Origin of the sequence: Streptomyces sp. x-80 (assembly GCF_046549095.1) — a bacterium.
GTDB lineage: Bacteria > Actinomycetota > Actinomycetes > Streptomycetales > Streptomycetaceae > Streptomyces > Streptomyces celluloflavus.
The window spans coordinates 15,737-40,538 of record NZ_JAJPWM010000035.1 but is presented as its reverse complement, the minus strand read 5'-3'; the positions used below and the strand labels follow the sequence as shown (position 1 = coordinate 40,538).

Below are 24,802 nucleotides of genomic sequence, written 5' to 3'. Positions count from 1 at the left end.
GTGGCCGCCGAGGTGGTACCGCGTCAGCAGGTGACTCCGGTGCCCGAGGCGCGGGTGTGGGCAGCGGGCCGCGCGGAGGGCGATGGCGCCCCCGTCGTGCGGCCCGCCGGACCGTTTCACCCCAGCCGCACGACTGCCTTCTGGGTGACCCCGCCCGATCCGCGGAGGTCGCCGAAGGTGAGGGTGAGGGAGGAACCGGTGGTGGCGGCGGTGAGCGTCGCGGGCCGGGACAGTACGGCGGCGACCGGCCGGGCCCAGGTCAGCGTCAGCGCGGTCCGGGCCCGCATCGGGTCGCTGACCCCGATGACGGCGGTGCCGTCGGACCTCTCGTGCACCGTCACGCTCGCGGGCGCGTCGGCGGTGAGCGGCCCCGCCGTCCCGCCGAACCAGAAGTTCACCCCGGTGAACCCGAGCGAGGGAACCGAAACCCCCTGGATGTCATCGGTGTTGGCCAGGATCCGCAGCCAGCCCTCGTCCGCCGCCCGCTGCGCGGTACGGGACGCGCTCGCGCCGGGCAGCAGGACATAGGCGTAACCGGCACCGGCCGGATCGGTGCCGTGGTCGGTGAGCAGGGTCAGATAGCGGCGCGCGACCGGGGTGGGGGAGCCGCCCGCGTTGATGTCCCGCCAGGCGCCGGTGCGCGCCTCGCGCAGCGCCGTGAGCGTCGTCCCGCCCGGGAACACATAGCCCGCGTGCCCGGCGAGATGCGCCCAGCGGGTGCCGGGCAGCGTCGCCGACCAGGGGTAGACGGTGGGCTGCGGACGGTCGTCGACGGTGAGGGGCGCGCCGCCCGTGGTGCCCAGGTTGCGGTTGTCGACGATCGTTTCGATCGATTGACCGTCCCTGGCGGTGATGCCCGCGCCCAGGCAGACCACCGCGTCGTCGAGGAAGAACCAGGACTTCTTCGCGAGCAGGGTGCTGGCGAGGCCCTTGAGGTACTGGCCCGCGGCGGCGTAGCCGTCGGCCTCGCTGCCGCCGACCCAGGACACGTCCGGCCGGGCCGCGCCCCACGCGCCGCCCTGGCCGTCGGCGAGCTTCTTGCGCGAGGCGGTGGTGCCGGGCAGCCGGGCCGGGTCGACGGTGGGCCAGAAGGAGTCGCTGTACTGGCCGTTGGCGAAGGTGTCGCCCCACCACGAGAGCATCCCCGAGCCGGTGTGCCAGCCGCGGACGTTCTCGCCGTTGCCGTTCTCGTAGTACGTGATGCGCCGGGACGCCATGGAGAGCGCGGCGGCCCAGCCGGGGCGCCGGTGCACCACCCGGTCCATACCGGGGAACTGCCGGTGGCCGGACGGCTCGGGGACGGGGGTCACCGAGGTGTCGTCCAGGACGTTCTTGAGCCGGGCGAGCGCGCCGACCGACAGGCTCGGATCGCTCAGCACGGGGGAGTAGTAGTCACGCCGGCACCACCCCTTGGCCAGCCCGCGCCAGCGGTCCCGCTCCGCCGCGCTCGCGCCCTCGCCGAGCAGCAGTACCGAGGCGATGACCGGGTGGCCCCGGAGGTGGTCGTTGGCCTCGGTCCCGGCGGGGTCGCCCGCGGCGACCCCGCGGCTGATCGCGCGGCCCGAAACGCCGTCCATCATCAGGCCGTTGAAGAGGAACGGCGCGTAGGAGTGCTCGACCGAGTCCAGGAACTGCTGGCGCTTCGGGTCGACGACCGCCCAGGGGGAACCGCTGAGCAGCGCGAAGAGTCTGCTGAGACCGTCGATCAGCACGGCGCCGTAGGAGCCGGTGTAGGGCACCCAGGTGTGCTGGACGATGGAGCCGTCGGCGTAGATGCCGTCGCCCGAGGTGACGTACGGGAAGACGGGGGTGAGGGCGTCCCGGGCCAGCGCGAGCTTGCCGGCGTCCGCGCCCACGACCCCGCGCAGCGCCAGGACGCGGCAGAGATCGACGCGGTTGGCGCCGGTGCTGGTGCCGGTGTACGAGCCCACCGCGGAGTCCGGGACGAAGTGGTCGACCGCCGCGAGGTAGCGGGTGATCCGGTCCGCGGCCAGCTGGTCGTACAGGAGGACGCAGCTGTCGAGGAGCGCCTGCGGGGCGCCGATCTGCCAGTTGTACCAGTTGCCGTAGCGGGTGGTCCGCTCGTTGTAGACCTGCTCGTAGAGGTGGTCGAGACCGGTCCGCAGGGCCGTGGCCAGGGCCTGGTCGCCGGTGAGCCCGGTGCCGGGCTGCGCGTACGCCTGGGCCATCGTCCGCAGCCGGACGTAACTGGTCTGTATCCGCTCCGAGTAGCCGAACGACTCGGGGTCCGTGCCCGGCTCGGGGTCGGCGTACACCGCGTCCGGCCACAGCGACCCCTCGGCCGGTGCCATGGTCGCGAGCAGTCTCCCGGCGCCGGTGCCGAGGGTGGCGAGGCGGTCCTTGAACGGCTGGGCGGTGGGGCTGAAGCCGGTGCCGAGGGTCAGCTCGCGCCAGGTGGTGCGCAGGGCGGCGAAGTCGGCGGCGGACGCGGCGGGCCGGGCCGGGCCGGTGCCGGTCACCGTGCGGGCGGTGGCGGTGGCGGCGGGCAGCCCGGCGGCGAGGGAGGCCCCGCCTGCCGTGATGAGCAGGGAACGACGGGTCCATGGGTGCGTCATGGGGGCTCCGTGGCCGGGAGGCGGAAGGCGGCGGGAGAGCCGCAGAGGGAGGGGGAGGGCGTCGGCGGTGCGGTGTGCCCGTATGAAACACGAGGGCCGTTAAACGCTCAAGAGGTTCACATCAAACGATCCAAACGATCGCTCGATCTCTTCGCTCACGGTGCGGCACGTCCGGCCCCCGCCACCGACGGCCCGCTTCCCCGCACCGGTCCGGCTCCGCCGGCCGGCCCCGCGCCCACCGCGCCCCCTCCGGTCACCGCCGCTCGCCCCTCGCTCCGTCGCCTACCGGTCCGCCTCCCCGTGCCGCCCCGCCCCCGCCGCGAACCGGGCGGCGCCCGCCGACGACTCCGCCAATACCGCCTGTCCGTGACGGAGTTCGGCCTCCATCGCGGCCTCCTCGGAGCGCCCCTCCTGGTCCAGCAGGGAGGCGCGGTCGCTGCGCAGGCACGCCTGCGGGAGGCGGGCGAGCTCCGCCGCCAGCCGCTCCGCCGCCGCGCGCGCCGTACCGGCCGGCACCAGACGGTGGACCAGCCCGATGTCCAGCGCCTCGGCGGCCGGCACCGGACGCCCCGTCAGCACCAGGTCCATCGCCCGGCTCGCCCCGATCAGCCGGGGCAGCCGCACCGTACCGCCGTCGATCAGCGGCACCCCCCAGCGGCGGCAGAACACCCCGAAGACCGCGTCCTCCGCCGCCACCCGCAGATCGCACCAGAGCGCCAGCTCCAGCCCACCGGCGACCGCATACCCGGCGACCGCCGCGATCACCGGTTTGGACAGCCGCATCCGGGTCGGCCCCATCGGACCGTCACCGTCCGGCGCGACGCGGTTGCCACGCTCGGTACCGATGGCCTTGAGATCCGCACCGGCGCAGAACGTCCCGCCCTCGCCCCACAGCACCGCGACGCGCGCACCGTCATCGGCCTCGAACTCCCGGAAGGCATCGGCCAGTTCCCTGGCCGTCGGGCCGTCCACGGCGTTCCGGGCCGCCGGCCGGGACAGCACCACCGTCGTCACCGGCCCGGCACGTTCCACCCGTACGGTCACCGGCCCGCACCCGCCCCGCGCTCCCGAGGCGCCCGCGCGCCCAGGTCATGTCCCCGCGCCGTACCGCATCCCACGTCGCACCTCATACCGCGTCCCCGGCCGGGGTCTCGATCCGGGCGCGCTCCAGGACCGACGCCAGATCGGCACCGGCCGGCAGGGTGCCGAAGGCGTTGCCCCACTCCCCGCCGAGCCGCGAGGCGCAGAACGCGTCGGCGACCGCGGGATGGCTGTGGCGCACCAGCAGCGACCCCTGGAGCACCAGCGCCATCCGCTCCGCCAGCGAACGCGCCATCAGCTGCGCCCGCTCCGGATCGGCCGCCCCGGCCAGCATCGTGCGTACCCCGGCCACCGCCGCGTCCAGCCGCCGGTCGGCGCCCGCGGCGGCGTCCACCTCCGCGAAGAACGCGTCCAGCGCGGCCGGCTCCTTGGTGAGCGCCCGCAGCACATCGAGGGCGGCGACGTTCCCCGAGCCCTCCCAGATCGACATCAGCGGCGCCTCCCGGTACAGCCGCGGCATACCGGACTCCTCGACATACCCGTTGCCGCCCAGGCACTCCAGCGCCTCGGCCGCGTGTGTACTGCCCCGCTTGCACACCCAGTACTTACCGGCGGCCAGCGCCAGCCTGCGCAGCGCCGCCTCCGACGCGTCCCCGGCCTGTGACCGGTCCACCGCCGCCGCCAGCCGCATCGCCAGTACCGTCGCCGCCTCGGACTCGATCGCGAGGTCGGCGAGCACCGAGCGCATCAGCGGCTGCTGGTCCAGCTCCCGCCCGAACGCCCGCCGGTGCGCGGTGTGGTGCAGCGCCTGCCGCAGCCCGGCCCGCATCCCGGCCGCGGAGCCGAGCACACAGTCGAGCCGGGTCATGTTCACCATCTCGACGATGGTCCGCACCCCGCGGCCCGGCTCGCCGACCGGCCAGGCCACCGCCTCGTCGTACTCGATCTCGGCGGACGCGTTCGAGCGGTTGCCCAGCTTGTCCTTGAGCCGCATCAGCCGCATGCCGTTGCGGGTGCCGTCCGGCAGCACCCGGGGCAGCAGGAAGCAGGTCAGCCCCTCCTCGGTCCGCGCCAGCGTCAGGAACAGATCGCTCATCGGCGCCGAGGTGAACCACTTGTGGCCGGTGATCCGGTACGTGCCGTCACCGGCCGGTACCGCGCGCGAGGTGTTCGTGCGGACGTCGGAGCCGCCCTGCTTCTCCGTCATCGACATGCCCGCGATCAGCCCCGCCTTGCCCAGCGGCGCGCGCAGCCCGAAGTCGTAGCTGCGGGCGGTGAGCAGCGGCTCGTACCCGGCGGCGAGATCCGGCGCGGCCCGCAGCGCGGGGACGGCGGCGTACGTCATCGAGACCGGGCAGCCGTGCCCCGGCTCGGCCTGCGACCAGACGTAGAACTTCGCGGCGCGGACGAGATGGGCGCCGGGGCGGTCGTCGGCCCAGGGCGCGGCGTGCAGCCCGTGCTCCACCGCGACGGTCATCAGCTGGTGCCAGGCCGGATGGAACTCGACCTCGTCCACCCGGTGCCCGAACCGGTCGTGGGTGCGCAGCCGGGGCGGCTGCTCCTCCGCCCACCGGGCCTGCTCCTGCACCGGTTCGGAACCGGCCAGCGTCCCCAGCTCGGCCACCTCCCGCACGCCCCAGCCGGCGCCCTCGCGGTGCAGTGCCGCCAGCAGGGCCGGTTCGTCCGCCGTACTGAACCCGGTCAGCGGCGGTGCCTGATTCACGACTTCATGGGTGACGGTCATAGCACCGACGTTACAGATACCGAACAGCTGTGGGAAGACTGTAAGAGTCGACGGAGGCGGGCGCGGCTAGGATTTCTGCACACATGAACGACGACACCGCAACCGACACCGAAGCCGGCGCCGGCCGCGACGCCGGGGCGGGCGCCCTCGCGCTGCGGCCGCTCACCGCCCGCTCCATCGTGCTGAGCACCCTTCTCGGCCACCATCCGCCCCGGCTGCCCGCCCGCGCCCTGGTCCGGGTCGGGGAACTCTTCGGCATCGCCGAGGGCACGGTGCGCGTCGCGCTCTCCCGGATGGTGGCCGCGGGCGACCTGCTCCAGCGCGACGGCTCGTACGGACTCACCGCCCGGCTGCTGGCGCGCCAGACCCGGCAGGACGCGAGCCGGTCGCCCCGGACCCGGCCCTGGGGCGGCGGCCGGGGCGAGGGGTGGGAGATCGCCGTGGTCGCCACCGCCGAACGCCGGCCCGCGGCCGAGCGCACCGCACTCCGCCAGGCGATGGCCGATCTGCGGCTGGCCGAACTCCGCGAGGGCAGCTGGCTGCGCCCCGCCAACCTCGACCGGCCCCGCCCGGCCGTCGTCACCGAGCAGTGCACCTGGTTCACCGGCACCCCGGACGGCGACCCGGCCGCACTGGTCCGGCGGCTGTGGGACCTCGACGGCTGGGCAGGGCGGGCGCGCGCCCTGCTGACCGCGCTGGACCGCGCCGGCACCCCCGCCGACCGCTTCACGGTCGCGGCGGCGGTGCTCCGCCATCTCCTCGCCGATCCGCTGCTCCCCGGCGGACTGCTGCCCCCGGGCTGGCCGGGCGACGCACTCCGGCTCCGCTACGCCGCGTTCGAGACCGAACTACGGGATCTGCTGCGGCAGTTCATCGAACCGCGCCCGACCCGCTGACACCCCGCACGCGCGCCCCCGCCGCCGCACGGTACGTACCTACCGGCCCCGGCGGGCGGTGCGGGACACCCCGCGCCCGCCGCGCCCCGCGCCCGCCGTGTCCCGCGCTCCGGCCGCACCCCGCCCCCGTTCACCTCGCCTCCGTTCACCCCGCGCCGAGCGGGGCCCTGCGGCGGCGGATCTCGTACGCGGTCAGCACCACGGCCACCGTCAGCAGACTCAGCCAGAACTGCGGGCGGCTGCCGGGCAGAAAGGCCATCGCGCCGGTCACCGTGCCCATCAGCGCGATGGTCACCCAGCTCAGCCATGGGAAGAGCCACATCTTCAGGGTCAGCCGCTCGGGCGCGGTGCGCTCCAGCTTCCGCCGCATCCGCACCTGGGCGACGGCGATCGCCAGATAGACGAACAGGGCGATGGCGCCATAGGAGTTGATGAGGAAATCGAAGACGACATCGGGGGAGGCCCAGGCCGCGATCACCGACAGATAGCCGGCCGAGGTCCCGGCGAGCAGCGCCCGGCGGGGCACCCCGCCGCGGCTGACCCGGGTGAAACCGCGCGGCGCGTCCCCGTTGCGGGTCAGCGCGAAGAGCATCCGGGAGGACGTGTAGAGCGCCGAGTTCAGGCAGGACAGCACGGCGATCAGCACGATGGCGTTCATCACCGTGCCGGCCGCCGGTACCGCCAGCCGGTCCAGCACGGCCGCGTACGGACTGACCTCGATCGCCTTCGACGTCCACGGCACCACGGCGACCACCAGAAAGATCGACAGCACGTAGAACGCCACCACCCGCAGCACGATCGAGCGGATCGCCCGCGCCACCGCCCGCTCCGGCTCGGCCGACTCGGCGGCCGCGACGGTCACGATCTCCGCGCCGGTGAAGAACCCCGTGCAGGGCACCACGGCGGCCAGGACCGCGCCGACGCCCTGCGGGGCGAAACCGCCGTGCGCCGTCAGCTGGTCCAGCCCGCCCCGGGCGTCCGGCCACAGCCCCAGCACATACAGCGTGCCGAGGAAGAGGAAGACGACGATCGCCACCACCTTGACCGACGAGAACCAGAACTCGAACTCACCGAAGGAACGGGCCGAGACCATGTTGGTCGCGGTCAGCAGCGCCAGCAGGACCAGGCTGACCGCCCACAACGGGGCCCCGGGCAGCCACAGCTGGACGACCCGGCCGCCCGCCACCGCCTCCACGGCTACCACGATCACGAAGAAGTACCAGTACAGCCAGCCGACCGTGAACCCCGCCCGCGGCCCGAGCGCCTCGCGGACATGGGCGTAGAAGGAGCCGAGCGCCGGGCGGGCGACGGTCATCTCGGCCAGCATCCGCATGATCAGCACGGTGAGCGTGCCGGCCGCCAGGAACGACAGCACGGCGGCCGGCCCGGTGGCCCGTACGACCACCCCGCTGCCGACGAACAGACCGGCCCCGATGACCCCGCCCAGCGCGATCAGCCGCATATGACGCGGCTTGAGCCCCTGTTGGAGACCGCCGGATTCCACGGCCGCTCCGGACGGTGCCGCGGAGCCCTGGGGGATGTGCTGCGACGTTCCGGTGCTCATGGGGGCCGACGCTAACGGGCCAATCGTGCGGCGGTGTTGCCACAGTGTTGCACCGGCGTGGCGGTCCCGCGCGGGCCCGCCGCCCGGTTCACAGCGGCAGTACGCACACCGGCATCGGGGTCGTGAAGGGCCTGCCCGTGCGCCGCAGCGCCCCCGTCCGCGCGTCCACCGAGAACACCGTCACCGACGCCGACTTCTGGTTCGCCGCGAACAGCAGCCGCCCGTCCGGCGAGAACGCGAGCTGCCGGGGGAAGTCCCCGCCGACCGGCACGGTGTCCAGCAGCCGCAGCCGCGCCCCGCCCGCCGCCACGGCATAGCGGGTGAGGCTGTTGTCGCCGCGATTGGCGAGATACGCGAAGCGGCCGTCCCCGGTGACCAGGATCTGCGCCGGGTAACTGGTGCCCGCGCCGGTGCCGGTGGGCTGCGGTGCGCCGGGCGTGAGCCGTCCGCTGCGCGGGTCGTAGCCGCAGACCACCACGGTGTTGTCCACCTCGTTCGCCAGATAGGCGAAGACGCCCGAAGGGTGGAAGGTCAGGTGCCGGGGGCCCGCGCCGGGCCGCAGCGCCGCATACGACACCTGGGCCAGCTTCCCGGCGGAGGTGTCGAGCCGGTAGGTGTAGACGGTGTCGTTGCCGAGGTCGACGGCGAGCACATGGCGGCCGTCCGGGCTGGTGGCGATCTGGTGCGCGTGCGGGCCGTCCTGGCCGGGACCGGGCGGCGGGGCGGTGTGTACGACCAGATCGGTACGCGCCCCCAGCGCACCGCTGTCCGGGTCGACCGGGTGCACGGCCACACTGCCGGAGAGGTAGTTGGCGCTGAGCAGCCAGCGGCCGCCGGGGTGCACCGACAGATGGCAGGGCCCGGCGCCGCCGGTCGGCCGGCTGCCCAGCACCCTGGGCCCGCGGCCCGGCCGCAGCGCGATGGCCGTCACCCCGCCCCGCTGCCGTTCGTCGACCGCGTAGAGGGTGCGGCCGTCCGGGGCGAGCGCGAGGTAGGAGGGGTCGGCGACGCCCCGCACGACGCCGGTGGCGGTGATCCGGCCGGTCCTGGTGTCGTACGTGCCCAGGCCGATGCCGGTACCGCCGCCCTGCACGGAGGTGTACGTGCCCAGGAAGAGCGGCCGGCCGGGGCGGTGCCGGGCCTGCGCGGGGGCCGCGGTCCCGACCGTGACCACCGCCGCACCGGCCGTCGCGGCCAGCCCCGCCGCGACCGTCCCGACGAACCGCCGCCGGCCCATGCTGGTCGCATTCCCTGTCTCCCGGCCGCTGCCGGTCCCTGTCCGTACCGCGCTCATGTCACCCCTCGGCGTCCGGCGATCCCGGCTGTGGCAGTCAGGGTGGCGTGCGCCGGTACGCGACGGCAAGAGGGGCGGCCGACGACGTGTGGTGCGCGAGGGAACGGGGGCCGGGGCCCGGCCGGTTGGGCCGCCGCACCGCCGCCACCGCCCCGTGCGGCGCCGGGGCCGATGTCCGCGGCCCGCCAGCCGGCCCGGCATACCCGTACATCCCGATGATGAGCATCGGCCCTCCCGTAGCACTGGAGTTGTACGCCACAACCCCCACGTCGACGGATTCGCCGCGGGGTGGGCGCCCCATAGTTTCTTGATCAAGGCACGGGGATGATCGAGAGGCCACGGAGAGATGTACGACAAGGCATTCGCGCCCGAGTACCAGGGTGAGCTGGGGGCGGCACTGGGGGTGAACTCCTCGTACGAGGAGGTGCTTGCCATCGCGAGCCGCGCGCGGTCGGAAGCCGGTACCGCGCTGGAGCGGGCGCGTGCCGCGCTCGCGGTCGCCGAGGCCAACCGGCGGCTGGGCCGGGTGGCGGACGCCGGCGCCGCCTGGCGCGAGAGCTACCGCAGCGCACGCACCGCGGGCGACGCCGGCGCGATGTCCTGGGCCCTGTGGAGCGGCGGCACCCTGGCCCGCCAGTGCGGAACGCTGCCGCTCGCCCGCCGGCTGCTCAGCCGGGCCGTCGCACTGGCCGACGGGAGCGGCGACCGCCTCGCCCACGGCTACGCCCTCGCCGGTCTCGCCGAGACCGGCCGCATACAGGGCGACTACCCCGCGGTCGCCGAACTCCACGAGCAACTGCTCGAACAGGGCCGGGCCCACGGCGAGGCCCGCCACATGGTGTGGGCGATGTCCGGTATCGCCCAGATGCACCGCAACACCGGCGACCACGCCAAGGCGCTGGAACTGTTCGAGGAGTCCGCCCGGATAGCCGACGAGGCCGACGACGCCCGGGGCCGCGCCTGGTCCCTGCGCGGCATAGCCGACGTCCTGTCCGTCCAGGGGGAACCGGACCGGGCCCTGGCGCTGTTGTCCGACGCGGAAGCCGTCTGCCGCGAGATGGACCTGGCGAGCGCGCTCGCCTACAACCACAAGATGCGCGGCAACGTCCTCTACCGGGCCGGACGTTACGAGGCGTCCCGGGACATGTACACCGTCGCGCTGCGGGAGTTCCGCGAGATGCACGAACCGCGCGGCGTGGCGCTGTCCCGCTTGGGCCTGGCCAAGTCCCGCGCCCGGCTGGGCCGCGACCGCGACGGGACACTCGCCGAACTCGCCGAGCTGGAGCGCGACTTCGGCAGGATCGGACTGCGCCACGCCCGCGACATGGTCATCGCCTTCCGCGCCGAGGTGACAGGGACGCCGGCGGCAGAAACCCCCGCACCGCGCCGCGCCACCACCACGCCCCGGTCGCCCGCAGCTCCCGCCAGGTAGCGAAGCGGCACCGGAGGGCCTGGGCCCGCACCCGCGCGTTCGCTGAACGCGAGCCCGGTGCGCCGTGGGTCAGCGCGATGGCCGCGGCAGCTGGGTCATGGGCTTCTCACCGTGGCGTGGCCGCATGAGTGAATCAACAAACGGTCCCCCTGGCGGGGACGGCCGCAAGCCGCCGTACCAGGGGGACGGCGAAGCCCCGGCACCCCCGCGAGGGTGCCGGGGTTGCTTCATTCACCCGAAGCCGGAGTGTGCGGGGCCGGGGGTGTGGTGAGGCGTACCGGAGGCAGCAGATCGCGTACGTACTCGCGATGCCAGCACGCCCCTGTTGCACGCAGCTCCCGCCACGTGGTGAAGCGGTACCGGAACACGCGGGCGCGGACGTACCGCGGAGGAAGATCCGGGAACGGGTTGTGCCGCAGCAGCCCGAGCGTGTCCCGGTCGTTCAGCAGCAGCCGCAGGAGGAAGCCCTCGAACCACGGCAGGCCGTAGGACGGGGAGAGGGCCACGAACCAGAGCAGCCAGTCGAGCCTCAAGTGGAAGGGCGCGAACTGGCGCGGCCAGCGCCGCGGGTCGTCGGGCTTGCCGTGGAAGCCGTACTCCCGCCACCCCGCGTCGGCGGGAACCTCCCGGTCGGCGCGCTCAAGCACCGGGCGCCCCTGGCCGCTGCGCCGCCGGTACCAGTCCACCTGGTGCCGGTCCAGTTGCCTGCCGTGGAGCTCGTACGCCGGCCGGACGGTGCCGGGCCCGGTCGCGGCGTCCGTGGTGCCCTCGATGACGATCTCCCGCCGCACGCGGGTGATGCTGCCGAAGGCGCCGTAGGAATTGACCAGATGCAGCGGCTCGTAGGACGTGTTCATCCGCTGCTGCCGGGTGAGCAGATTGCGCGCCGGCCGGTAGCTGAGCGCGGCGACGAGCGCGGTGACGGCGATGACGAGGACCGTGAACCAGACGGGAGGCGACGCCGGGGTCTGTGGTCCGGCCGCCCACAACGGGCCGATCGCCGACAGGGCCAGCGCGATGGTCAGCCAGTTCAGCCAGGCGAAGTTGCCGGAGAACACCAGCCACAACTGGGTGGCGGCCATCGCCAGGGCGGCCCAGCCGGCCACCGGCTGCGGGGTGAACAGCAGGACGGGCAGGCCGAGTTGTGCCACGTGGTTGGCGGCCACCTCGGCCCGGTGCAGCGGTTTGGGCAGATGGTGGAAGAACCAGCTCAGCGGGCCCGGCATCGGCTGGGTCTCGTGGTGGTAGTAGAGGCAGGTCAGATCCCGCCAGCAGCGGTCGCCGCGCATCTTGATCAGCCCGGCCCCGAACTCCACCCGGAAGAGCAGCCAGCGCAGCAGCCACATGACCAGCACCGGGGGTGCGATCGTGGCATTGCCGAGAAAGACGGCGAGGAAGCCCGCCTCCAGCAGCAGCGACTCCCAGCCGAAGCCGTACCAGGTCTGCCCGACGTTGACGACGGACAGGTACATCACCCACAGTGCCGCCCACATCACCATCGACGCCCACAGCGGTACGGCATCGGCGGCCCCCGCCGCGACGGCCGCCGCCAGCAGCGCCCCGCACCAGGTCCAGGCCGCGAAGAAGCGGTCGGAGTAGCGCAGCTGGAAGACCGAGGGGGCGGCACGGAACGGCACCCGCGCCACGAACTCGGGCACCGGGAGCATCCCGCGCGCGCCGATCAGCGCCCGGAACTGCCGCGCCGCCGCGACGAACGCGGTCAGGTAGAGCACGGCCAGCATCCGCTGGAAGATCAGCCGGCCGAGGCCGTAGTCGGTATCCGTGAACCAGTCCACCCGCCCATGGGTAGCACCGCGGCCACGTGCCCGGGTGACAGGCGCGCGCGGCGGGGCCCCGGGCGGGCGTCCGCCGTGGGAGCGGGCGGCGGCCGTGCCCGGTGTGCCGGTGGCCGGGGGACGGGCTGCGCGGTCATCCGGCTGCCGGACGACCATTAAGAGTGCGTAGCGGAAGACGACCGGCCGCCGGACGGGTGCCGGGGCGGCCGGCGGCCGGTCATCGGTGCCCCCACCAGCGGCTCGGCGCGGCGGGGTGGATTTTCCGCCGTCCGGACGGATGCCTCTGTCGCCGGAAAAAATCGCGCGCTCCGGGTGTGAGGTCGTTAGTCTGGGGTACGACGGACGACCTTTACGGGAGACGCCAACACCATTGGCCCGTCGCGGGAACGCCACAAACCTTGGCAGACCTCCCGGTTCGTGAAGAAGGCGCCACCGCGTCGGACCAATACCTCGATGAAGGAGTACGTGGTGGCAGTGCACAAGGTTCAGTACAAGCAGCCCCGCCTGAAGCAGGTGGACCGGCCGGGCCGGATCAAGGAGGTCCGCAACCTGGAGGTCTGGGGCCGCTGCGTCCCGGTGCGTCTCGCCGGCTGTGACGACGATCCGGCCGAACCGTATATCTTCCGCGGCATCGACTGATCCCGCCGACCGACCGGACCACGCCGTTCGCCCGGCGCGGTCCGTCGGCGGAAGCGGCCGGGCGAGGGCAGCGGCCCCCGGCCGGCCGGACCGGCCCCGGGCGGGCGGTCAGGGGCGGCGCCCCAGCAGGCAGAGCAGCCGGGTCTGGTCGTCGGCGTCCGCCGGCGGCTCGATCGGCGGGGCGAACAGGCCGGACCCGTTGAGTCCCGCCGCATACGGCTCCACCTCGCGCAGCGCCGCCGTCGCCAGCCGGCCGGGCAGCTTCTCCTCGGCGCCGATCGCCCGTGACAGGTCCCAGGCGTGCACCACCGCATCGGCCATCATCTGGGCGCAGTACGCGTCGGCCGGACTCGATCCGTAGGACAGCTGGACCGTGCGGTCCAGCGCACCCGGCTCGGCGAACGCGGCCACGGCGGCCACCGCCGCCCGGTCCCAGACCGCGGCCGGATCGTCGCCCAGCCGGTCGCCGTCGTATTCCGAGCCCACGTCCGCGATCGTCGCGCCGTCCCGCACCAGACGGGGCACCCAGAGCTGCTCGGCGGTGAGATGGTTCACCAGATCGCGCACCGACCACTCCGTGCACGGTGTCGGGGCGTCCCACTGGTCGTCGCGGACGGCGTGGACCCGGGTGCCGAAAAGCTTCAGCGCCTCGCCGTGGGCGCGCAGGATGTCGTCGTGACTCATGCTGCCCGAGGATAGGAGCGGGCCCGGAGCACCGCGCCCCGACGCACGGCGGACCGCCGGATCACGCCTCGCGCGAGGCCCCCGGGTACGCCGTCCGGCCGCTGCCGCCGGCCCGGCCCGCGCCGCAGGCCCGTCCGGCGCAACGCGAGCGGAGGATTTCGCCGTGCGGGGCGGTGCGGGGCACCTGGCGCCGGGCGCCGGCCGGTCCCGGGGGCGCGGACCGGCCGGCACCGTAGGGACGGTCCGCGGTCAGCCGGCGTACAGCTGACGCCGCGGCACGATCTGCTGGGACTGGCTCGGACTCGACCAGAACAGCTTCATATGGGCCTCGCCGGTCCGCTGGGTGTAGTCGATCCGGATGTCGTGCCGGTGCCCGGCCGTCAGGGTGACGGTCCCCTTGTCGGTCTGCGGGCCGTGCGGGGTGGCGCTGTCGATCACCAGCGTGCCGTCGATCCAGAGCCGGACGGTGTCGTCCGAGACCGTGGTGAGGGTGTACGTCTCGCTGAAGCGCGGCTGGATGCTGCCGGTCCAGCGGGTGCTGAAGTGTTCGGCGGGGATCGACGGGTCGGGCGACCCGTCGAAGCGGTAGGACTTGTTCACGGTCGGATCGACGGTGGTCACCGCGGGCGGGCCGGTGAACGTGTCGTTCGCCCAGCTCCGTGCCGTCAGCCCCCGCCCGCTGCCGGGCGGCGCCGCGGCCGGGGGCTTGATGGTGAGCCGGATGACGCTCGCGACGGGGCCGGTGGCCGCGCCGGACGGGGTGAGGTCGAAGCCGTCGCCGGCCGGCGTGACCGTCACCCGTCGGCCGCTGCCCAGTACCCGGGCCGAGGTGATGGTGAAGGCTTCCCTGGCCGTCAGATGCAGCGGCCGGCCGGCCGCGGGCCAGGAGGTCACGGACGCGTACAGGTCGTTGCCGCGCCGGGCGACCGCGCCCCAGGAGGGGGTCGCGACCAGCCCGGTGTACCCGGCCCCGTACACCGCGTCGCCCTGGCCGTGCGCGCGCAGCCACCGGCCGGCCTCGCGCAGCCGGTCCACGGACGGCTGCGGCACGCGGCCGCGCTTGTCCGGTCCGACGTTCAGCAGGTAGTTGCCGCCGCGGCTCGCGACGTCCAGGAGGTTGCGGACGATGGTCGCCGGAGACTTCCAGTTGGTGTCGTACCGGGCGAACCCCCAGTGGTCGTTGAGCGTCATGCAGCTCTCCCACAGCTGTCCGTCGACCGGCGCCGCGGGAATCTCCTGCTCCGGGGTGCCGAAGTCGCCGTCGACCACATCGCGTTTGCCGACGCGGTTGTTGACGATCAGCTCCGGGTTCAGGCCGTGCAGATACGTCTGGAGCTCGGCGCCGTCCCGGCGGGACCAGGTGTTGGTGGGATCGACCGCGTCCCATTCGCCGTCGAACCAGAGCAGGGCCGGGTCGTAGTTGTCCACCAGCTCCTTGAGCTGGGCGTACATCCGCTTCTTGTAGCGCGGGAAGGTCGCCGGGTCGGCGAAGTCCGGGTCGTGCCAGTCCCAGATCGAGTAGTAGAAGCCGAGTTTGATCCCGGCGGCGTCGGCGGCCCGCTTCAGCTCGGCGAGGATGTCGCGGTGCGGATCGAAGGCGGAGTGGTCACGCAGATTCCAGGAGTTCTGCTTCGTCGGCCACATCGCGTAGCCGTCGTGGTGCTTGGAGGTGATGACGATATAGCGCTGGCCGGCGTCCTTGGCGGCCCGGACGATCGCCTTGGCGTCGAAATCGGCCGGGTTGAAGGTGGCGGCCTGCTTCTCGTAGGCATCGTTCGGGATCTTGCATTCGCGCTTGATCCACTCCGCGTTGCGGCAGACCGTGCCGTCGGGCCGGGTGTACTCGCCCTCCAGGTTCGAGTACGCGCCGAAGTGGATGAACATCCCGAAGCGGTCCTGCCGCCACCAGGATGTCCGGTCGGCGGTGAAGGGATCGTCGGTCGCGTGGTTGGTGCCCGGCCCGGTGGTGGGCCGCGGCGCGGGCTTCGCCGCGGCCGCGGGGCCGCCGGTGGTCAGCAGCAGGGCGCTGAGCAGTCCCAGCACTCCCAGCAGCCGGGGTGGTCTCGGGCGGCTGTGCCATCGCAGCATGCGCGTGCTCCTTCGGTCCGTCGGTCACGTCCGTGCCTCCCGTGCACCCCGCATGGTGCAGGCGCACCCGCCCGTACCGGAAGACCTCCGACGCGATAAACATCGGAGCACCTGCCGCGTATCTTCCGTAACGGAGGCCGAATTTGGGGGAGCCGGGGGAGCGGAGGCGCTCAGACCTCGGATCTCAGAGGGGGTGGGACGGGTGGCCGAGAAGCACGCCCGGCCGGAGCGCGGCGGGTGTCCGGTCCGCGCCGGTGTCGCCACGGCGCTCTTCAAAGGGGGCCCGGATACCTGTTCAATGGGCGCGGCCGTACCCCAGGGGAGGCACCATGGACGCCGTCCGACCACCCGCCATCCGCTCGGCCGGGCACGCGCGCGGCTATCCCGACTTCCTCGACCGCGCCGCGCGGATCGCCGCCGGTCTGCGGGACCTGGGCGTCGGGCCGGGCGACCGGATCGCCCTCGTACTGCGCAACGAGCCCGCCCATCTGGAGATCACCGCCGCGGCCGCCCTCCTCGGCGCCGCGGCGGTGCCCGTCAACTGGCATTTCCGGCCCGACGAGTTACGGCATGTGCTCACCGACAGCGGCAGCAGGGTCGTCTTCGCGCACACCGACCTGCTGGTCGCGGTGACCGCCGCACTCCCCGACGGCGTACGGGTCATCGAGGCGCCCGTCCCCGCCGGTGTCGCCGCCGCCTGCGGGATCGCCGCACCGCCCGCCACCGGGGCGTATCCCCTCCTGGACCGCTGGCTGGCCGGGCACCCGCCGCTGACCTCCGCGGCCGGGGAACGGCCGTCCACCGTCATCTACAGCTCCGGAACGACCGGACGCCCCAAGGGAGTTCTGCGCGCACCGGTCGCTCCCGAGCAACTGACCGAAACGGTGCGGTCGTTCCTGGAGCACTTCGCCATCGCACCCGGCGGCCGGACGCTCATCCCCGCACCGCTCTACCACGCCGCGCCCAGCGGGCACGCCGCCCTCGCGCTCGCCGCCGGACTGGACATCACGCTGATGCCGCGCTTCGACGCCGAGGAGTTCCTGCGGCTGATCGAATACCACCGCATCGAGCAGACCCAGGTCGTGCCCACGATGTTCGTCCGGCTGCTGCGGCTGCCCAGGGAGGTGCGCGAGCGCTATGACCTGTCCTCGCTCACCTCGGTCGTGCACGCCGCCGCGCCCTGTCCGCCGCATATCAAACAAGCCATGATCGACTGGCTGGGACCGGTCGTCCGGGAGTACTACGGCGGCAGCGAGACCGGCGCGGTGACCTGGTGCGACAGCGCGGCCTGGCTCGCCCACCCGGGCACCGTCGGACGGGCCGAAGGGACCTGCGCGGTAGCGGTCCTCGGCCCCGGCGGGCGGATCCTGCCGGCCGGGGAGACCGGCGAGATCTACCTACGGCCCGCCGACAACTGGCCGCAGTTCACCTATCTCGGCAACCCCGCCGCACGCACTGCTATGGAGGCGCCGGGCCTGCCGGGATACGTCACCCTCGGCGATATCGGCCATCTCGACGCGGACGGCTACCTCTACCTCAGCGACCGCCGCAACAACATGGTGATCTCCGGCGGCGTCAACATCTACCCGGCGGAGATCGAGGGCGCGCTGCTCGCCCTCGACGGTGTCCGGGACGCGGCGGTCTTCGGCATCCCCGACGAGGAGTACGGCGAGGTGCTCGCCGCACACATCCAGACCGAACCGGGCGTACGCCTCGGCGCCGAGGAGGTACGCGCCCATGTCGCGGCGCGGCTCGCCGGACACAAGGTGCCCAGGGCCGTGGTCTTCGAGGCACGGCTGCCGCGTGACGAGTCCGGAAAGCTCTTCAAACGGCAGCTGCGGGACCCGTACTGGGCCGGGCGCGACCGCGCGATCTGAGACACCCCGCCGCGAGGTGGCGACCCCGGGCGGACCGGTACGACGACCGGCGGCGGGACGACGCCCCGCACCTGGCGATGCCGCCGTTCGCCCGGCTCACCGCTGCCCCTCCGCCACCCGCACCGCCTCCAGCAGGACCAGCCGCTCCGGAAAGAGCGTCGGGGCCCGTACCCCCGCCTCGGCCAGCACCCGGCCGGAGAGCGTCACACCCCGCTCCCACCAGGGCGGCGGCGCGGTGAACGGCCCCTCGGGGCGGTCGCCCGGCGGGAGCGGCAGTACGCGGTACTCGTCGTCGGGCGGGAGACCCGGCAGCCGGACCCGGCCCGCCGGGGAGTGCACGCTCGTCGCGGTCTGCACGAGCGCGAACACCGCCCGCGCGCCGTCGGCGGCCACCACACCGTGCACCCACAGCGCCGGATCGGGGTGGTCGGCGCGCACCACCGTCCCGCTGTGCAGCAGCGGCCGCAGCGCGCGGTACAGCGCCACCCACTCGGCCAGCCGCGCCCGCTCGGTCGCGCTCGCGGACGTCAGGTCCCACTCGATCCCGAAATGCCCGAACAGCGCCGTGCCCGCGCGGAAGTCCAGGCTGTGGGTGCGCCCCGTCGTATGGGAGACCGGCGCCCCGACGTGCGCGCCGAGCAGTTCGGGCGGCAGCAGCAGCCCCGTCCAGCGCTGGATCCGCTGGCGCTCCAGCGCGTCGATGCAGTCACTGGTCCACACCCGGTCGGTGCGCTCCAGTATCCCGAGGTCCACCCGGCCGCCGCCCGAGGAGCAGGACTCGATCTCCAGCCGCGGGTGCCGGGCGCGCAGCGCGTCCATCAGCCGGTAGACGGCCGCCGTCTGATGGTGCGCCGGGGCGTCCACCAGATCGCGGTTGTGGTCCCACTTGAGGTAGTCGATACGGTCCGCGCGCAGCAGGGCGTCCAGGCGGCCGAGGACGTACCCGTACGCGTCGGGGCGGGCCAGATCGAGGACCTGCTGATGACGGGCGGCGGGCGGCGTCCTGGCGGGGGTGGCCGCCAGGATCCAGTCGGGGTGCGCACGGGCCAGCCCGGAGTCCGGGCTGATCATCTCCGGTTCCACCCACAGGCCGAACCGCATCCCCAGCCCGTGCACGGTCTCGATCAGCGGCGACAGCCCGTCCGGCCACACCCGCTCGTCCACATACCAGTCGCCGAGCCCGGCCCGGTCGTCCCGCCGCCCCCGGAACCACCCGTCGTCCAGCACGAACCGCTCCGCGCCCACCTCGGCTGCCGCCCGTGCCAGCCGCGCCAGCGTCGCCGGATCCTGGTCGAAGTAGACGGCCTCCCAGGTGTTGAGCGTGACCGGGCGCGGGGAGCCCGGGTGCCCCGGGCGGGCCCGCAGATGGCGGTGGAAGCGGCCGGACAGCTCGTCCAGGCCGTGCCGTCCGTAGGAGCCGTAGAGCCAGGGCGAGGTGTACGAGCCGCCGGGGGACAGCCGGATCTCGCCGGGCAGCAGGAGTTCGCCGCCGGCCAGTACGGCATGGCCCGCCGGGGTGCGTTCGGCGAGCGAACGGTGGTTGCCGCTCCACGCCACATGCAGCCCCCACACCTCGCCGGACCGGAAGCCGAAGCCCGGCTCACCGGCGATCTGCAACAGCGTCGCGTCACTGCCGGTGCGCCCGCGCCGGTTCTCCCGCAGATGGGTGCCGAGGGTGAACGCGTGCCGCTGCGGGGCGCGTTCCCGCAGATGCCGGCCGGTCAGGTCGAGGAGCTCGGTGGCCTGCGGCGGGACCGGCAGCGCCGGTGTCAGCCCGCCGAGGTGGTACGGGCCGGGCCCGGTGTTGGTGACCTCGGCGCGCAGCCGTACCAGCCCGGCATCGGTGAGTTCGATCTCCAGCGTGAGCGCGAGACCGACGTCCGCGTCCGCCGCCTCGACCCGCAGCCGCCGCCCGGCCGTCACGGAACGGCCGCGCACCGTGAACGCGGGCGCGGCGGCGCAGGTGTCGCGGTGGCCGCTCAGCCCCGGGGTGCCGGGCCAGCCCGCGGACGCCTGCGGCAGCACGCTCAGCGCGAACGTCTCGTCCAGGCCGCCGGCGACGGCCGGCGCGGCCTCGGCGGCGACCAGCGCGGCGAGCCGGCCGGGCGGCAGCTCGCCGAGGTCCGCGCCCCAGTGCGGGACGCGCGGCAGACCGGTACCGGACAGATCCAGCACCAGACTCGTACCGGCGGCCCGGAAGTGCAGCAGATCGGCCATGGGGGCTCCTTTCATGGCAGGTTTCATGGCGGGTTTCATGGCGGGCGTGCCGGGCCCGGCGCCGCCGCTCACGCGGGCAGCCCCCAGCGCGCCGCCGGTTCGTTCGGCGCGACCGGTGCGATCCGCATCGCCGGCCGGTCGCCGCGCGCGGTGACCACCGCCGTACCGCCCTTGTCCAGCGCGATCCGGACCGTGCCGGCCGCCACCTCCTCGTACGGCAGCGGGCGGCCCCGTCCGTCCCGCACCTCGACCGGGCCGGCCGGCAGCGAATGCCGCAGGACGCACGGCGCGCCCGCCTCGCTGCGCAGCCGCACCCAGCGGGTACGGCCCTCCTCGCGGGCGGCGCCGAGCAGGAACGCGCCCTGGGTGCGGAAGTCGTGCACCGTCACCGACCGCCACGCCCGCGGCAGCGCCGGGAACACCCGGATCACCCCGCCCCAGCTCTGGCACACCATGTCGTGCAGCGACTGCGCCGCGGACAGCGGCGTCTCGATGACCGGCCCCGACTCCTGGTACATCGTGTTCGGCCGGATGAAGCGCGTCAGCAGCTCGCCCAGGTACTCCAGCGCCTCCTCGCCCCGGCCCAGCTGCGCCGCGATGGAGGCCGCGCCGGTGAAGGTGTAGCCCTGCAAGGCGCCCTCGAAGCCCACCCAGTGGCGCAACGACCGTTCGATCAGGTCCCGTTGGCCGGGCTGCTCCCAGTTCACCTCGTACAGCGGATAGACCGCGAGGAGATGTGAGTAGTGCCGGTGGGACTTGGCGAACGGGACCCCGGCGCCGATCATGAAGCCGTTGCCGTCCACCGGGTACGGCGCCAGCCTGGCCAGTACCTCGCGCCAGCGGCCGGCCGACGGGTCGTGCACGCCCAGGGTGGCGGCCGCGTCCAGCAGCGTGGCGCAGCCCCAGCGCAGCAGCATCAGGTCGTAGTTGCAGTCGGGGGCGTTCACGCCGTACTCGGGGGAGAAGGTCGCGGGCAGATGCAGTCTGCCGTCCGGGCCGGGCTCCAGGAAGTGCAGATAGTAGGCGACGGCCCGGCGCAGCAGCGGGAAGAGGACCTCGCGCAGCACCCGCGGGTCCATGGTGTGACGGTAGGTCAGCCAGACGTTGTGCAGCGCCCAGGTGAGGTTGCCGACTTCCGGCGTCGGCGGATCCTGGCCCGGTATGCCGACCGCGTAGCCGCCGTCCGCCGCGTCGCCGCCGTTGCGCAGCCGGGTGTCGGTGGTGCGCGGAATGCCCGCCGAGTCCTTGCGGTACGGGGCGTCCAGCTGGTCCGACAGGCTGTCCCGGAACTCGCCGAGCGCCCGGGTCACCGCGTCGAGTTCGAGATGGTTGGCGCCGTGGATCAGCCAGTACTCCAGCTGCACGTTGAGGTTCCACCAGGTCGCGGGCCACGGCGTCGGCTCCAGCCAGGGGCCGCAGGTCGCCATGACCGGTGCGTCGGCGCGGGCCGCGGCGGCCACCTTGTAGAGCTGGATCCAGTAGAAGCGCTGGAGCCTGGCGTCCGGGAAGGACAGGAAACCGCGCCGGTAGTAGGCGTGCCACCAGGCGCGGTGACCGGGGGCCACCGCCCCGTACGGCAGCGCGGCCACCGTGCGTACAGAGCGCAGGGCGCGGCCGAGCGCGGTGGTGGCGGGGTGCGAATGCGCGACGGCCGCGTACAGCGTGCGGGCGCCGCCCCGGTCCGTCCGCTCGCGCCAGGCCGTCACATGCTGCCCGCCCGCCAGCAACGGCTGGACCGCGGCCCGCACCCCGCCGTGGTCGGCGACCTGGGCCGGCGGATTGGCGGTGTACCCCGCAGGCAGCGGTTTGAAGGCGGCGCGGGGGCTGATCGCCTCGGCCGGATGGAAGACCCAGCGGAAGGCGCGCTCACCCGCGCTCGGCCGGACCTCGACCGCCAGCACGGAACGGGAGTTGTGGACATGGGCGCGCAGCTCCAGGGTGCCCCGGTCGGTGGTCAGGGTGCCGGTCAGCTCGGCGTCGCGCAGCCGCAGCCGCCAGTCGACGCCGGTGATCGTGCCGACCGGTTCGAGGGCGAAATGACCGATCGGCAGCCGGGCCAGACCGAAGAGGGAGCCGAACTCCGGCCGGTGGTCCTGGACTTCGCTGTGCTGCACGGTGAAACGGACGGCGTTGGCGTCCGGTTCCGCGTAGATCCCCGACCCCAGGAGGGCGTTGCCGAGGAAGGGGCCCTCGTACCAGGTCTTCGGCAGCCGCTGCCACACCAGGTCCGCGTCGGCGAGGACGGTCACCCAGGGGTCGGCGTCCGCCGGGCGGGCCGGGGGCGTGGCGGCCGCGTCGGGCGCGGCCGCGACGAGTCCGGCCGTACCTGCCGTACCTGCCGCACCGGCGGCCAGCGCGGCGGCGCCGAGGACGCTCCTTCTGGACGGGGCGGGGGTGGCGGGATCGGTCATCGGATCTCTCCATCGGCGCGGCGGGGGACGGGGGAGGCGGGAGCGGCGGCTGCGCAACGGCGGCGGAAGGCACACGGGAGGGGCGGCCGGGGCGGGGTCACGGCAGGCCCCAGGGCCGGGCCGGTCCCGTGGCCGGCACCTCGCGCGGACCGGCATCCGGGCCGGTGCCCCGCGGCGCGACGAACGCCGTACCGCCGCGCGGCAGGCCGACGGCGATCCGGCCCGGCCCGGCGGAGCGCCACGGCAGCGGCCGGCCCCGGTCGTCGGACACCGTGAACGCGCCCTCGATGCCGTGCTCCAGCACCAGCGGCGCACCCGCCTCGCTGTGCACCCGCACCCAGCGGGTCCGCCCCGCGGACCGGTCGGCGTCCACCAGGAACGCGCCCTGGGTGCGCAGCGACGCGAAGGAGACATCGGGCCACCGGCCGGAGACCGAGGGAAAGACCTTCAGCACCCCGCCGTGCCCCTGGAGCACCATGTCGAGCATCGACTGCACCCCCGTCAGCGGGCTCTCCAGCGCGAAGTTCTTCCCCTCCCGGTACATCGTGTTCTCGGTCAGCTGACAGTCCGCGACGGTGTTCCGGTCGGTGAAGTGGGTCAGCAGGTCCAGCGCCCGCTCCGGCGCGCCCATCACCGACGACATCGAGGAGGACACGGCGTAGCTGTAGCCGTGCCAGCTGTCCCGCATCCCGGCCCAGTGCACGAAGCTCCGGCGCATCAGGTCCCGGTCGGCGGGCCGGTCCCAGACCCGTTCGCGCAGCGGGTACAGCCACAGCAGATGCGAGTGGTGGCGGTGCGAGGCGGCGAGCGGGACGCCCGCGCCGATCAGCACACCGTCGGCCGGATCCTGCGCGTACCGGACCAGGCGGGTGGCGATCTCCCGCCAGCGCCCGGCGCGCGGGTCCGCGATCCGCAGGGTGCGCGCCGCGTCGAGCAGGGTGCGGGCCGCCCAGCGGATGAGGGAGAGATCGTAGGTGCAGTCGGCGGCGTCGGCGTACTCGGGGGAACGGGTGGTGGGCAGGTGCAGCCGGCCGTCGCCGCCCTCGTGCAGGAAGTGGTCGTAGAAGTTCAGCGCCCTGGCGAGGACGGGGAAGAGCACATCGCGCAGGATCGCGCGGTCCATGGTGTGGCGGTACGCCAGCCAGACGTTGTGCAGGCCCCAGGTCAGATTGCCGAAGTTGTCGGAGATCCGGCCGGAGCCCGGTACGCCCACGTTCCACTCCCCGGCCCGCAGCTGCCAGTCGGAGGGATGGCCGAGCGCGTAGCTCTGCCCGTCGCGGTAGGCGGGTGGTACGGAGAGCGGCAGGTTCGCCTCGAAGCGGCGGAACGCGGCGGTCACCGAGTCGAGTTCGAGGTGGTTGGTGCCGAGGTAGCCGGTGGAGGCGATCTGGACGTTGAGGTTCCACCACAGCCCGGTCCAGTTGTTGCCGGTCTCCGGGAACCACGGGCCCCACTCCGACAGCGCGGGGCCGTCGGCGCGGGTGGCCGAGCCGAGTTTGTAGAGCTGGATCAGGTAGAAGCTCTGGAGCCGTTTGTCCGGCACCGACAGCAGACTGCGCCGGTAGTAGGCGTGCCACCAGGCGCGGTGTTCGGCGACCAGCCGGTCCGGGTCGGCGGCGAGGGTCGCGGCGACCGCCCGGACGGCCTCCCGCGTCGTCGCGGCCGGGTCGCCGGGGGAGCGGTAGACGAGATGGGCGGCGAGCAGCCGGTCGGAGCCCGCACGGCGCTCGCGCCAGGCGGTGCTCCAGCCGCCGCCGGCCAGCAGCGGCTGCTCGATGACGTGGGTGGCGTCCGTGGTGGCGGTGCGGGGGTCGGGGTTGGGGGTGTAGTCGGCCGGTCTGCCGGTGGTGCGGGTGGTCGCCGCGGTCAGCCAGGTGAACGACCAGGCGGCGCCGGACTCACCCGCGCTCGGCCGCGTCGAGAGCAGCAGCGCGGAGCGGGCGGTGTGCACCAGGGCGGCGAGGCGGACACTGCCGCGGGTGGTGGTGACGGTGCCGCGCAGCTCCGCGTCCCACAGGTCCAGCGACCAGTCCACGGCGGTGACGGTCCCGGCGAGGGTGAGCGTGAAGTATCCGATGGGCAGCCGCGAGTAGCCGATCCCGGCCCGCCACCGGCCGCGCTGGTCCTGGACCTCGGTATGGCTGAGCATCACCTTCAGGGTGTTCGGCGCGGTACCCGCGTAGATCTGGCAGCCGAGCCGCCCGTCGGCGAGGAACGGTGCCTGCTGCCAGCCGGCCGGCAGCCTGCGCCACGTCATGGCGGCGGCGCGGACGGCGGTTTCGTACGGGTCCCGGTGCGGGGCCGCCGTGGCGCCCCGGCCGCCGGCGGCCCAGGTGGCACCGGATCCGGCGGCCCAGGCACCGGCGGTGCCGGCGACCGCCGCACCGGTGAAGGCTCTTCGCGAGAGATCGGTCATGGCGGCGCCTCCGGGTCTCGTCCCTGAACTCCCCCCGCATAGTGCAGGCAGCTCCGGGGTTCCGAAAGACCTCCGGCACCACATACATCGGATGAACTCACGCCAACGGGCCGATGGGGCCGCCGAA

At 73.9% G+C, this 24,802-nt stretch carries 15 protein-coding genes; 4 read left to right on the top strand and 11 right to left on the bottom strand.

Annotation, left to right across the window (positions count from 1 at the left end; translation table 11 throughout):
* Positions 1–116: 116 nt before the first annotated feature.
* From ACLJWH_RS39285 to ACLJWH_RS39275, 3 genes are all read right to left on the bottom strand, one after another.
* Complete coding sequence (locus ACLJWH_RS39285) at positions 117–2,576, bottom strand: polysaccharide lyase 8 family protein (RefSeq protein WP_411146612.1); 2,460 nt, start codon at positions 2,574–2,576, stop codon at positions 117–119.
* A gap of 282 nt (positions 2,577–2,858) precedes the next feature.
* A complete protein-coding gene (locus ACLJWH_RS39280; RefSeq protein ID WP_411146611.1) occupies positions 2,859–3,620 on the bottom strand; it encodes a crotonase/enoyl-CoA hydratase family protein in 762 nt (253 codons plus the stop codon).
* Between the two features lie 82 nt (positions 3,621–3,702).
* Positions 3,703–5,361: an acyl-CoA dehydrogenase family protein gene (locus tag ACLJWH_RS39275; RefSeq protein ID WP_411146610.1), complete on the bottom strand. Its 1,659-nt coding sequence runs from the start codon at positions 5,359–5,361 to the stop codon at positions 3,703–3,705.
* 83 nt (positions 5,362–5,444) lie between these two features.
* On the opposite strand from ACLJWH_RS39275, the gene ACLJWH_RS39270 reads away from it, so the two are divergent.
* The gene (locus tag ACLJWH_RS39270) at positions 5,445–6,257 is read left to right on the top strand and encodes a PaaX family transcriptional regulator C-terminal domain-containing protein (protein WP_411146609.1); all 813 of its coding nucleotides are present in this window, start codon (positions 5,445–5,447) and stop codon (positions 6,255–6,257) included.
* Positions 6,258–6,402: 145 nt separating this feature from the next.
* Here the strand turns inward: ACLJWH_RS39270 and ACLJWH_RS39265 are convergent, their stop codons facing one another.
* Positions 6,403–7,821 (bottom strand): amino acid permease, encoded by a 1,419-nt coding sequence (locus ACLJWH_RS39265; RefSeq protein WP_411146608.1) that lies wholly within the window; start codon positions 7,819–7,821, stop codon positions 6,403–6,405.
* A gap of 88 nt (positions 7,822–7,909) precedes the next feature.
* Positions 7,910–9,058 (bottom strand): lactonase family protein, encoded by a 1,149-nt coding sequence (locus ACLJWH_RS39260; RefSeq protein WP_411146607.1) that lies wholly within the window; start codon positions 9,056–9,058, stop codon positions 7,910–7,912.
* A gap of 403 nt (positions 9,059–9,461) precedes the next feature.
* On the opposite strand from ACLJWH_RS39260, the gene ACLJWH_RS39255 reads away from it, so the two are divergent.
* Complete coding sequence (locus ACLJWH_RS39255; RefSeq protein ID WP_411146606.1) at positions 9,462–10,547, top strand: tetratricopeptide repeat protein; 1,086 nt, start codon at positions 9,462–9,464, stop codon at positions 10,545–10,547.
* 227 nt (positions 10,548–10,774) lie between these two features.
* Here the strand turns inward: ACLJWH_RS39255 and ACLJWH_RS39250 are convergent, their stop codons facing one another.
* The gene (locus ACLJWH_RS39250; protein WP_411146605.1) at positions 10,775–12,343 is read right to left on the bottom strand and encodes a lipase maturation factor family protein; all 1,569 of its coding nucleotides are present in this window, start codon (positions 12,341–12,343) and stop codon (positions 10,775–10,777) included.
* A gap of 468 nt (positions 12,344–12,811) precedes the next feature.
* Here ACLJWH_RS39250 and ACLJWH_RS39245 point away from each other — a divergent pair, with 468 nt between their 5' ends.
* Positions 12,812–12,982, top strand: a complete 171-nt coding sequence (locus ACLJWH_RS39245; RefSeq protein ID WP_172450374.1) for a hypothetical protein — start codon at positions 12,812–12,814, stop codon at positions 12,980–12,982.
* Between the two features lie 108 nt (positions 12,983–13,090).
* On the opposite strand, the gene ACLJWH_RS39240 is transcribed toward ACLJWH_RS39245, so the two are convergent.
* Positions 13,091–13,666, bottom strand: a complete 576-nt coding sequence (locus tag ACLJWH_RS39240; protein ID WP_411146604.1) for a TIGR03086 family metal-binding protein — start codon at positions 13,664–13,666, stop codon at positions 13,091–13,093.
* Positions 13,667–13,915: 249 nt separating this feature from the next.
* A complete protein-coding gene (locus ACLJWH_RS39235) occupies positions 13,916–15,754 on the bottom strand; it encodes an alpha-L-fucosidase (RefSeq protein ID WP_411146603.1) in 1,839 nt (612 codons plus the stop codon).
* A 329-nt stretch (positions 15,755–16,083) separates the two neighbouring features.
* On the opposite strand from ACLJWH_RS39235, the gene ACLJWH_RS39230 reads away from it, so the two are divergent.
* Positions 16,084–17,631 (top strand): AMP-binding protein, encoded by a 1,548-nt coding sequence (locus ACLJWH_RS39230; protein WP_411146602.1) that lies wholly within the window; start codon positions 16,084–16,086, stop codon positions 17,629–17,631.
* 96 nt (positions 17,632–17,727) lie between these two features.
* Here the strand turns inward: ACLJWH_RS39230 and ACLJWH_RS39225 are convergent, their stop codons facing one another.
* The 3 genes from ACLJWH_RS39225 to ACLJWH_RS39215 all read right to left on the bottom strand — a co-directional run bounded on the left by ACLJWH_RS39225 (position 17,728) and on the right by ACLJWH_RS39215 (position 24,675).
* On the bottom strand, positions 17,728–19,848 hold the full coding sequence (locus tag ACLJWH_RS39225; RefSeq protein ID WP_411146601.1) for an alpha-galactosidase: 2,121 nt from the start codon (positions 19,846–19,848) through the stop codon (positions 17,728–17,730).
* 68 nt (positions 19,849–19,916) lie between these two features.
* Positions 19,917–22,259 carry a glycosyl hydrolase family 95 catalytic domain-containing protein gene (locus tag ACLJWH_RS39220; RefSeq protein WP_411146600.1) on the bottom strand — a complete coding sequence of 781 codons (2,343 nt, stop codon included), beginning with the start codon at positions 22,257–22,259 and terminating at the stop codon, positions 19,917–19,919.
* 97 nt (positions 22,260–22,356) lie between these two features.
* A complete protein-coding gene (locus ACLJWH_RS39215; protein ID WP_411146599.1) occupies positions 22,357–24,675 on the bottom strand; it encodes a glycosyl hydrolase family 95 catalytic domain-containing protein in 2,319 nt (772 codons plus the stop codon).
* Between the last annotated feature and the right edge of the window lie 127 nt (positions 24,676–24,802).

What these genes read in the sequence shown, in the direction of transcription:
- ACLJWH_RS39220 (WP_411146600.1), bottom strand. Translation starts at nt 22,259, where the DNA reads ATGACCGATCCCGCCACCCCCGCCCCGTCCAGAAGGAGCGTCCTCGGC.
- ACLJWH_RS39260 (WP_411146607.1), bottom strand. Translation starts at nt 9,058, where the DNA reads ATGGGCCGGCGGCGGTTCGTCGGGACGGTCGCGGCGGGGCTGGCCGCG.
- ACLJWH_RS39285 (WP_411146612.1), bottom strand. Translation starts at nt 2,576, where the DNA reads ATGACGCACCCATGGACCCGTCGTTCCCTGCTCATCACGGCAGGCGGG.
- ACLJWH_RS39235 (WP_411146603.1), bottom strand. Translation starts at nt 15,754, where the DNA reads ATGCTGCGATGGCACAGCCGCCCGAGACCACCCCGGCTGCTGGGAGTG.
- ACLJWH_RS39265 (WP_411146608.1), bottom strand. Translation starts at nt 7,821, where the DNA reads ATGAGCACCGGAACGTCGCAGCACATCCCCCAGGGCTCCGCGGCACCG.
- ACLJWH_RS39215 (WP_411146599.1), bottom strand. Translation starts at nt 24,675, where the DNA reads ATGACCGATCTCTCGCGAAGAGCCTTCACCGGTGCGGCGGTCGCCGGC.
- ACLJWH_RS39255 (WP_411146606.1), top strand. Translation starts at nt 9,462, where the DNA reads ATGTACGACAAGGCATTCGCGCCCGAGTACCAGGGTGAGCTGGGGGCG.
- ACLJWH_RS39230 (WP_411146602.1), top strand. Translation starts at nt 16,084, where the DNA reads ATGGACGCCGTCCGACCACCCGCCATCCGCTCGGCCGGGCACGCGCGC.
- ACLJWH_RS39270 (WP_411146609.1), top strand. Translation starts at nt 5,445, where the DNA reads ATGAACGACGACACCGCAACCGACACCGAAGCCGGCGCCGGCCGCGAC.
- ACLJWH_RS39240 (WP_411146604.1), bottom strand. Translation starts at nt 13,666, where the DNA reads ATGAGTCACGACGACATCCTGCGCGCCCACGGCGAGGCGCTGAAGCTT.
- ACLJWH_RS39225 (WP_411146601.1), bottom strand. Translation starts at nt 19,848, where the DNA reads ATGGCCGATCTGCTGCACTTCCGGGCCGCCGGTACGAGTCTGGTGCTG.
- ACLJWH_RS39275 (WP_411146610.1), bottom strand. Translation starts at nt 5,361, where the DNA reads ATGACCGTCACCCATGAAGTCGTGAATCAGGCACCGCCGCTGACCGGG.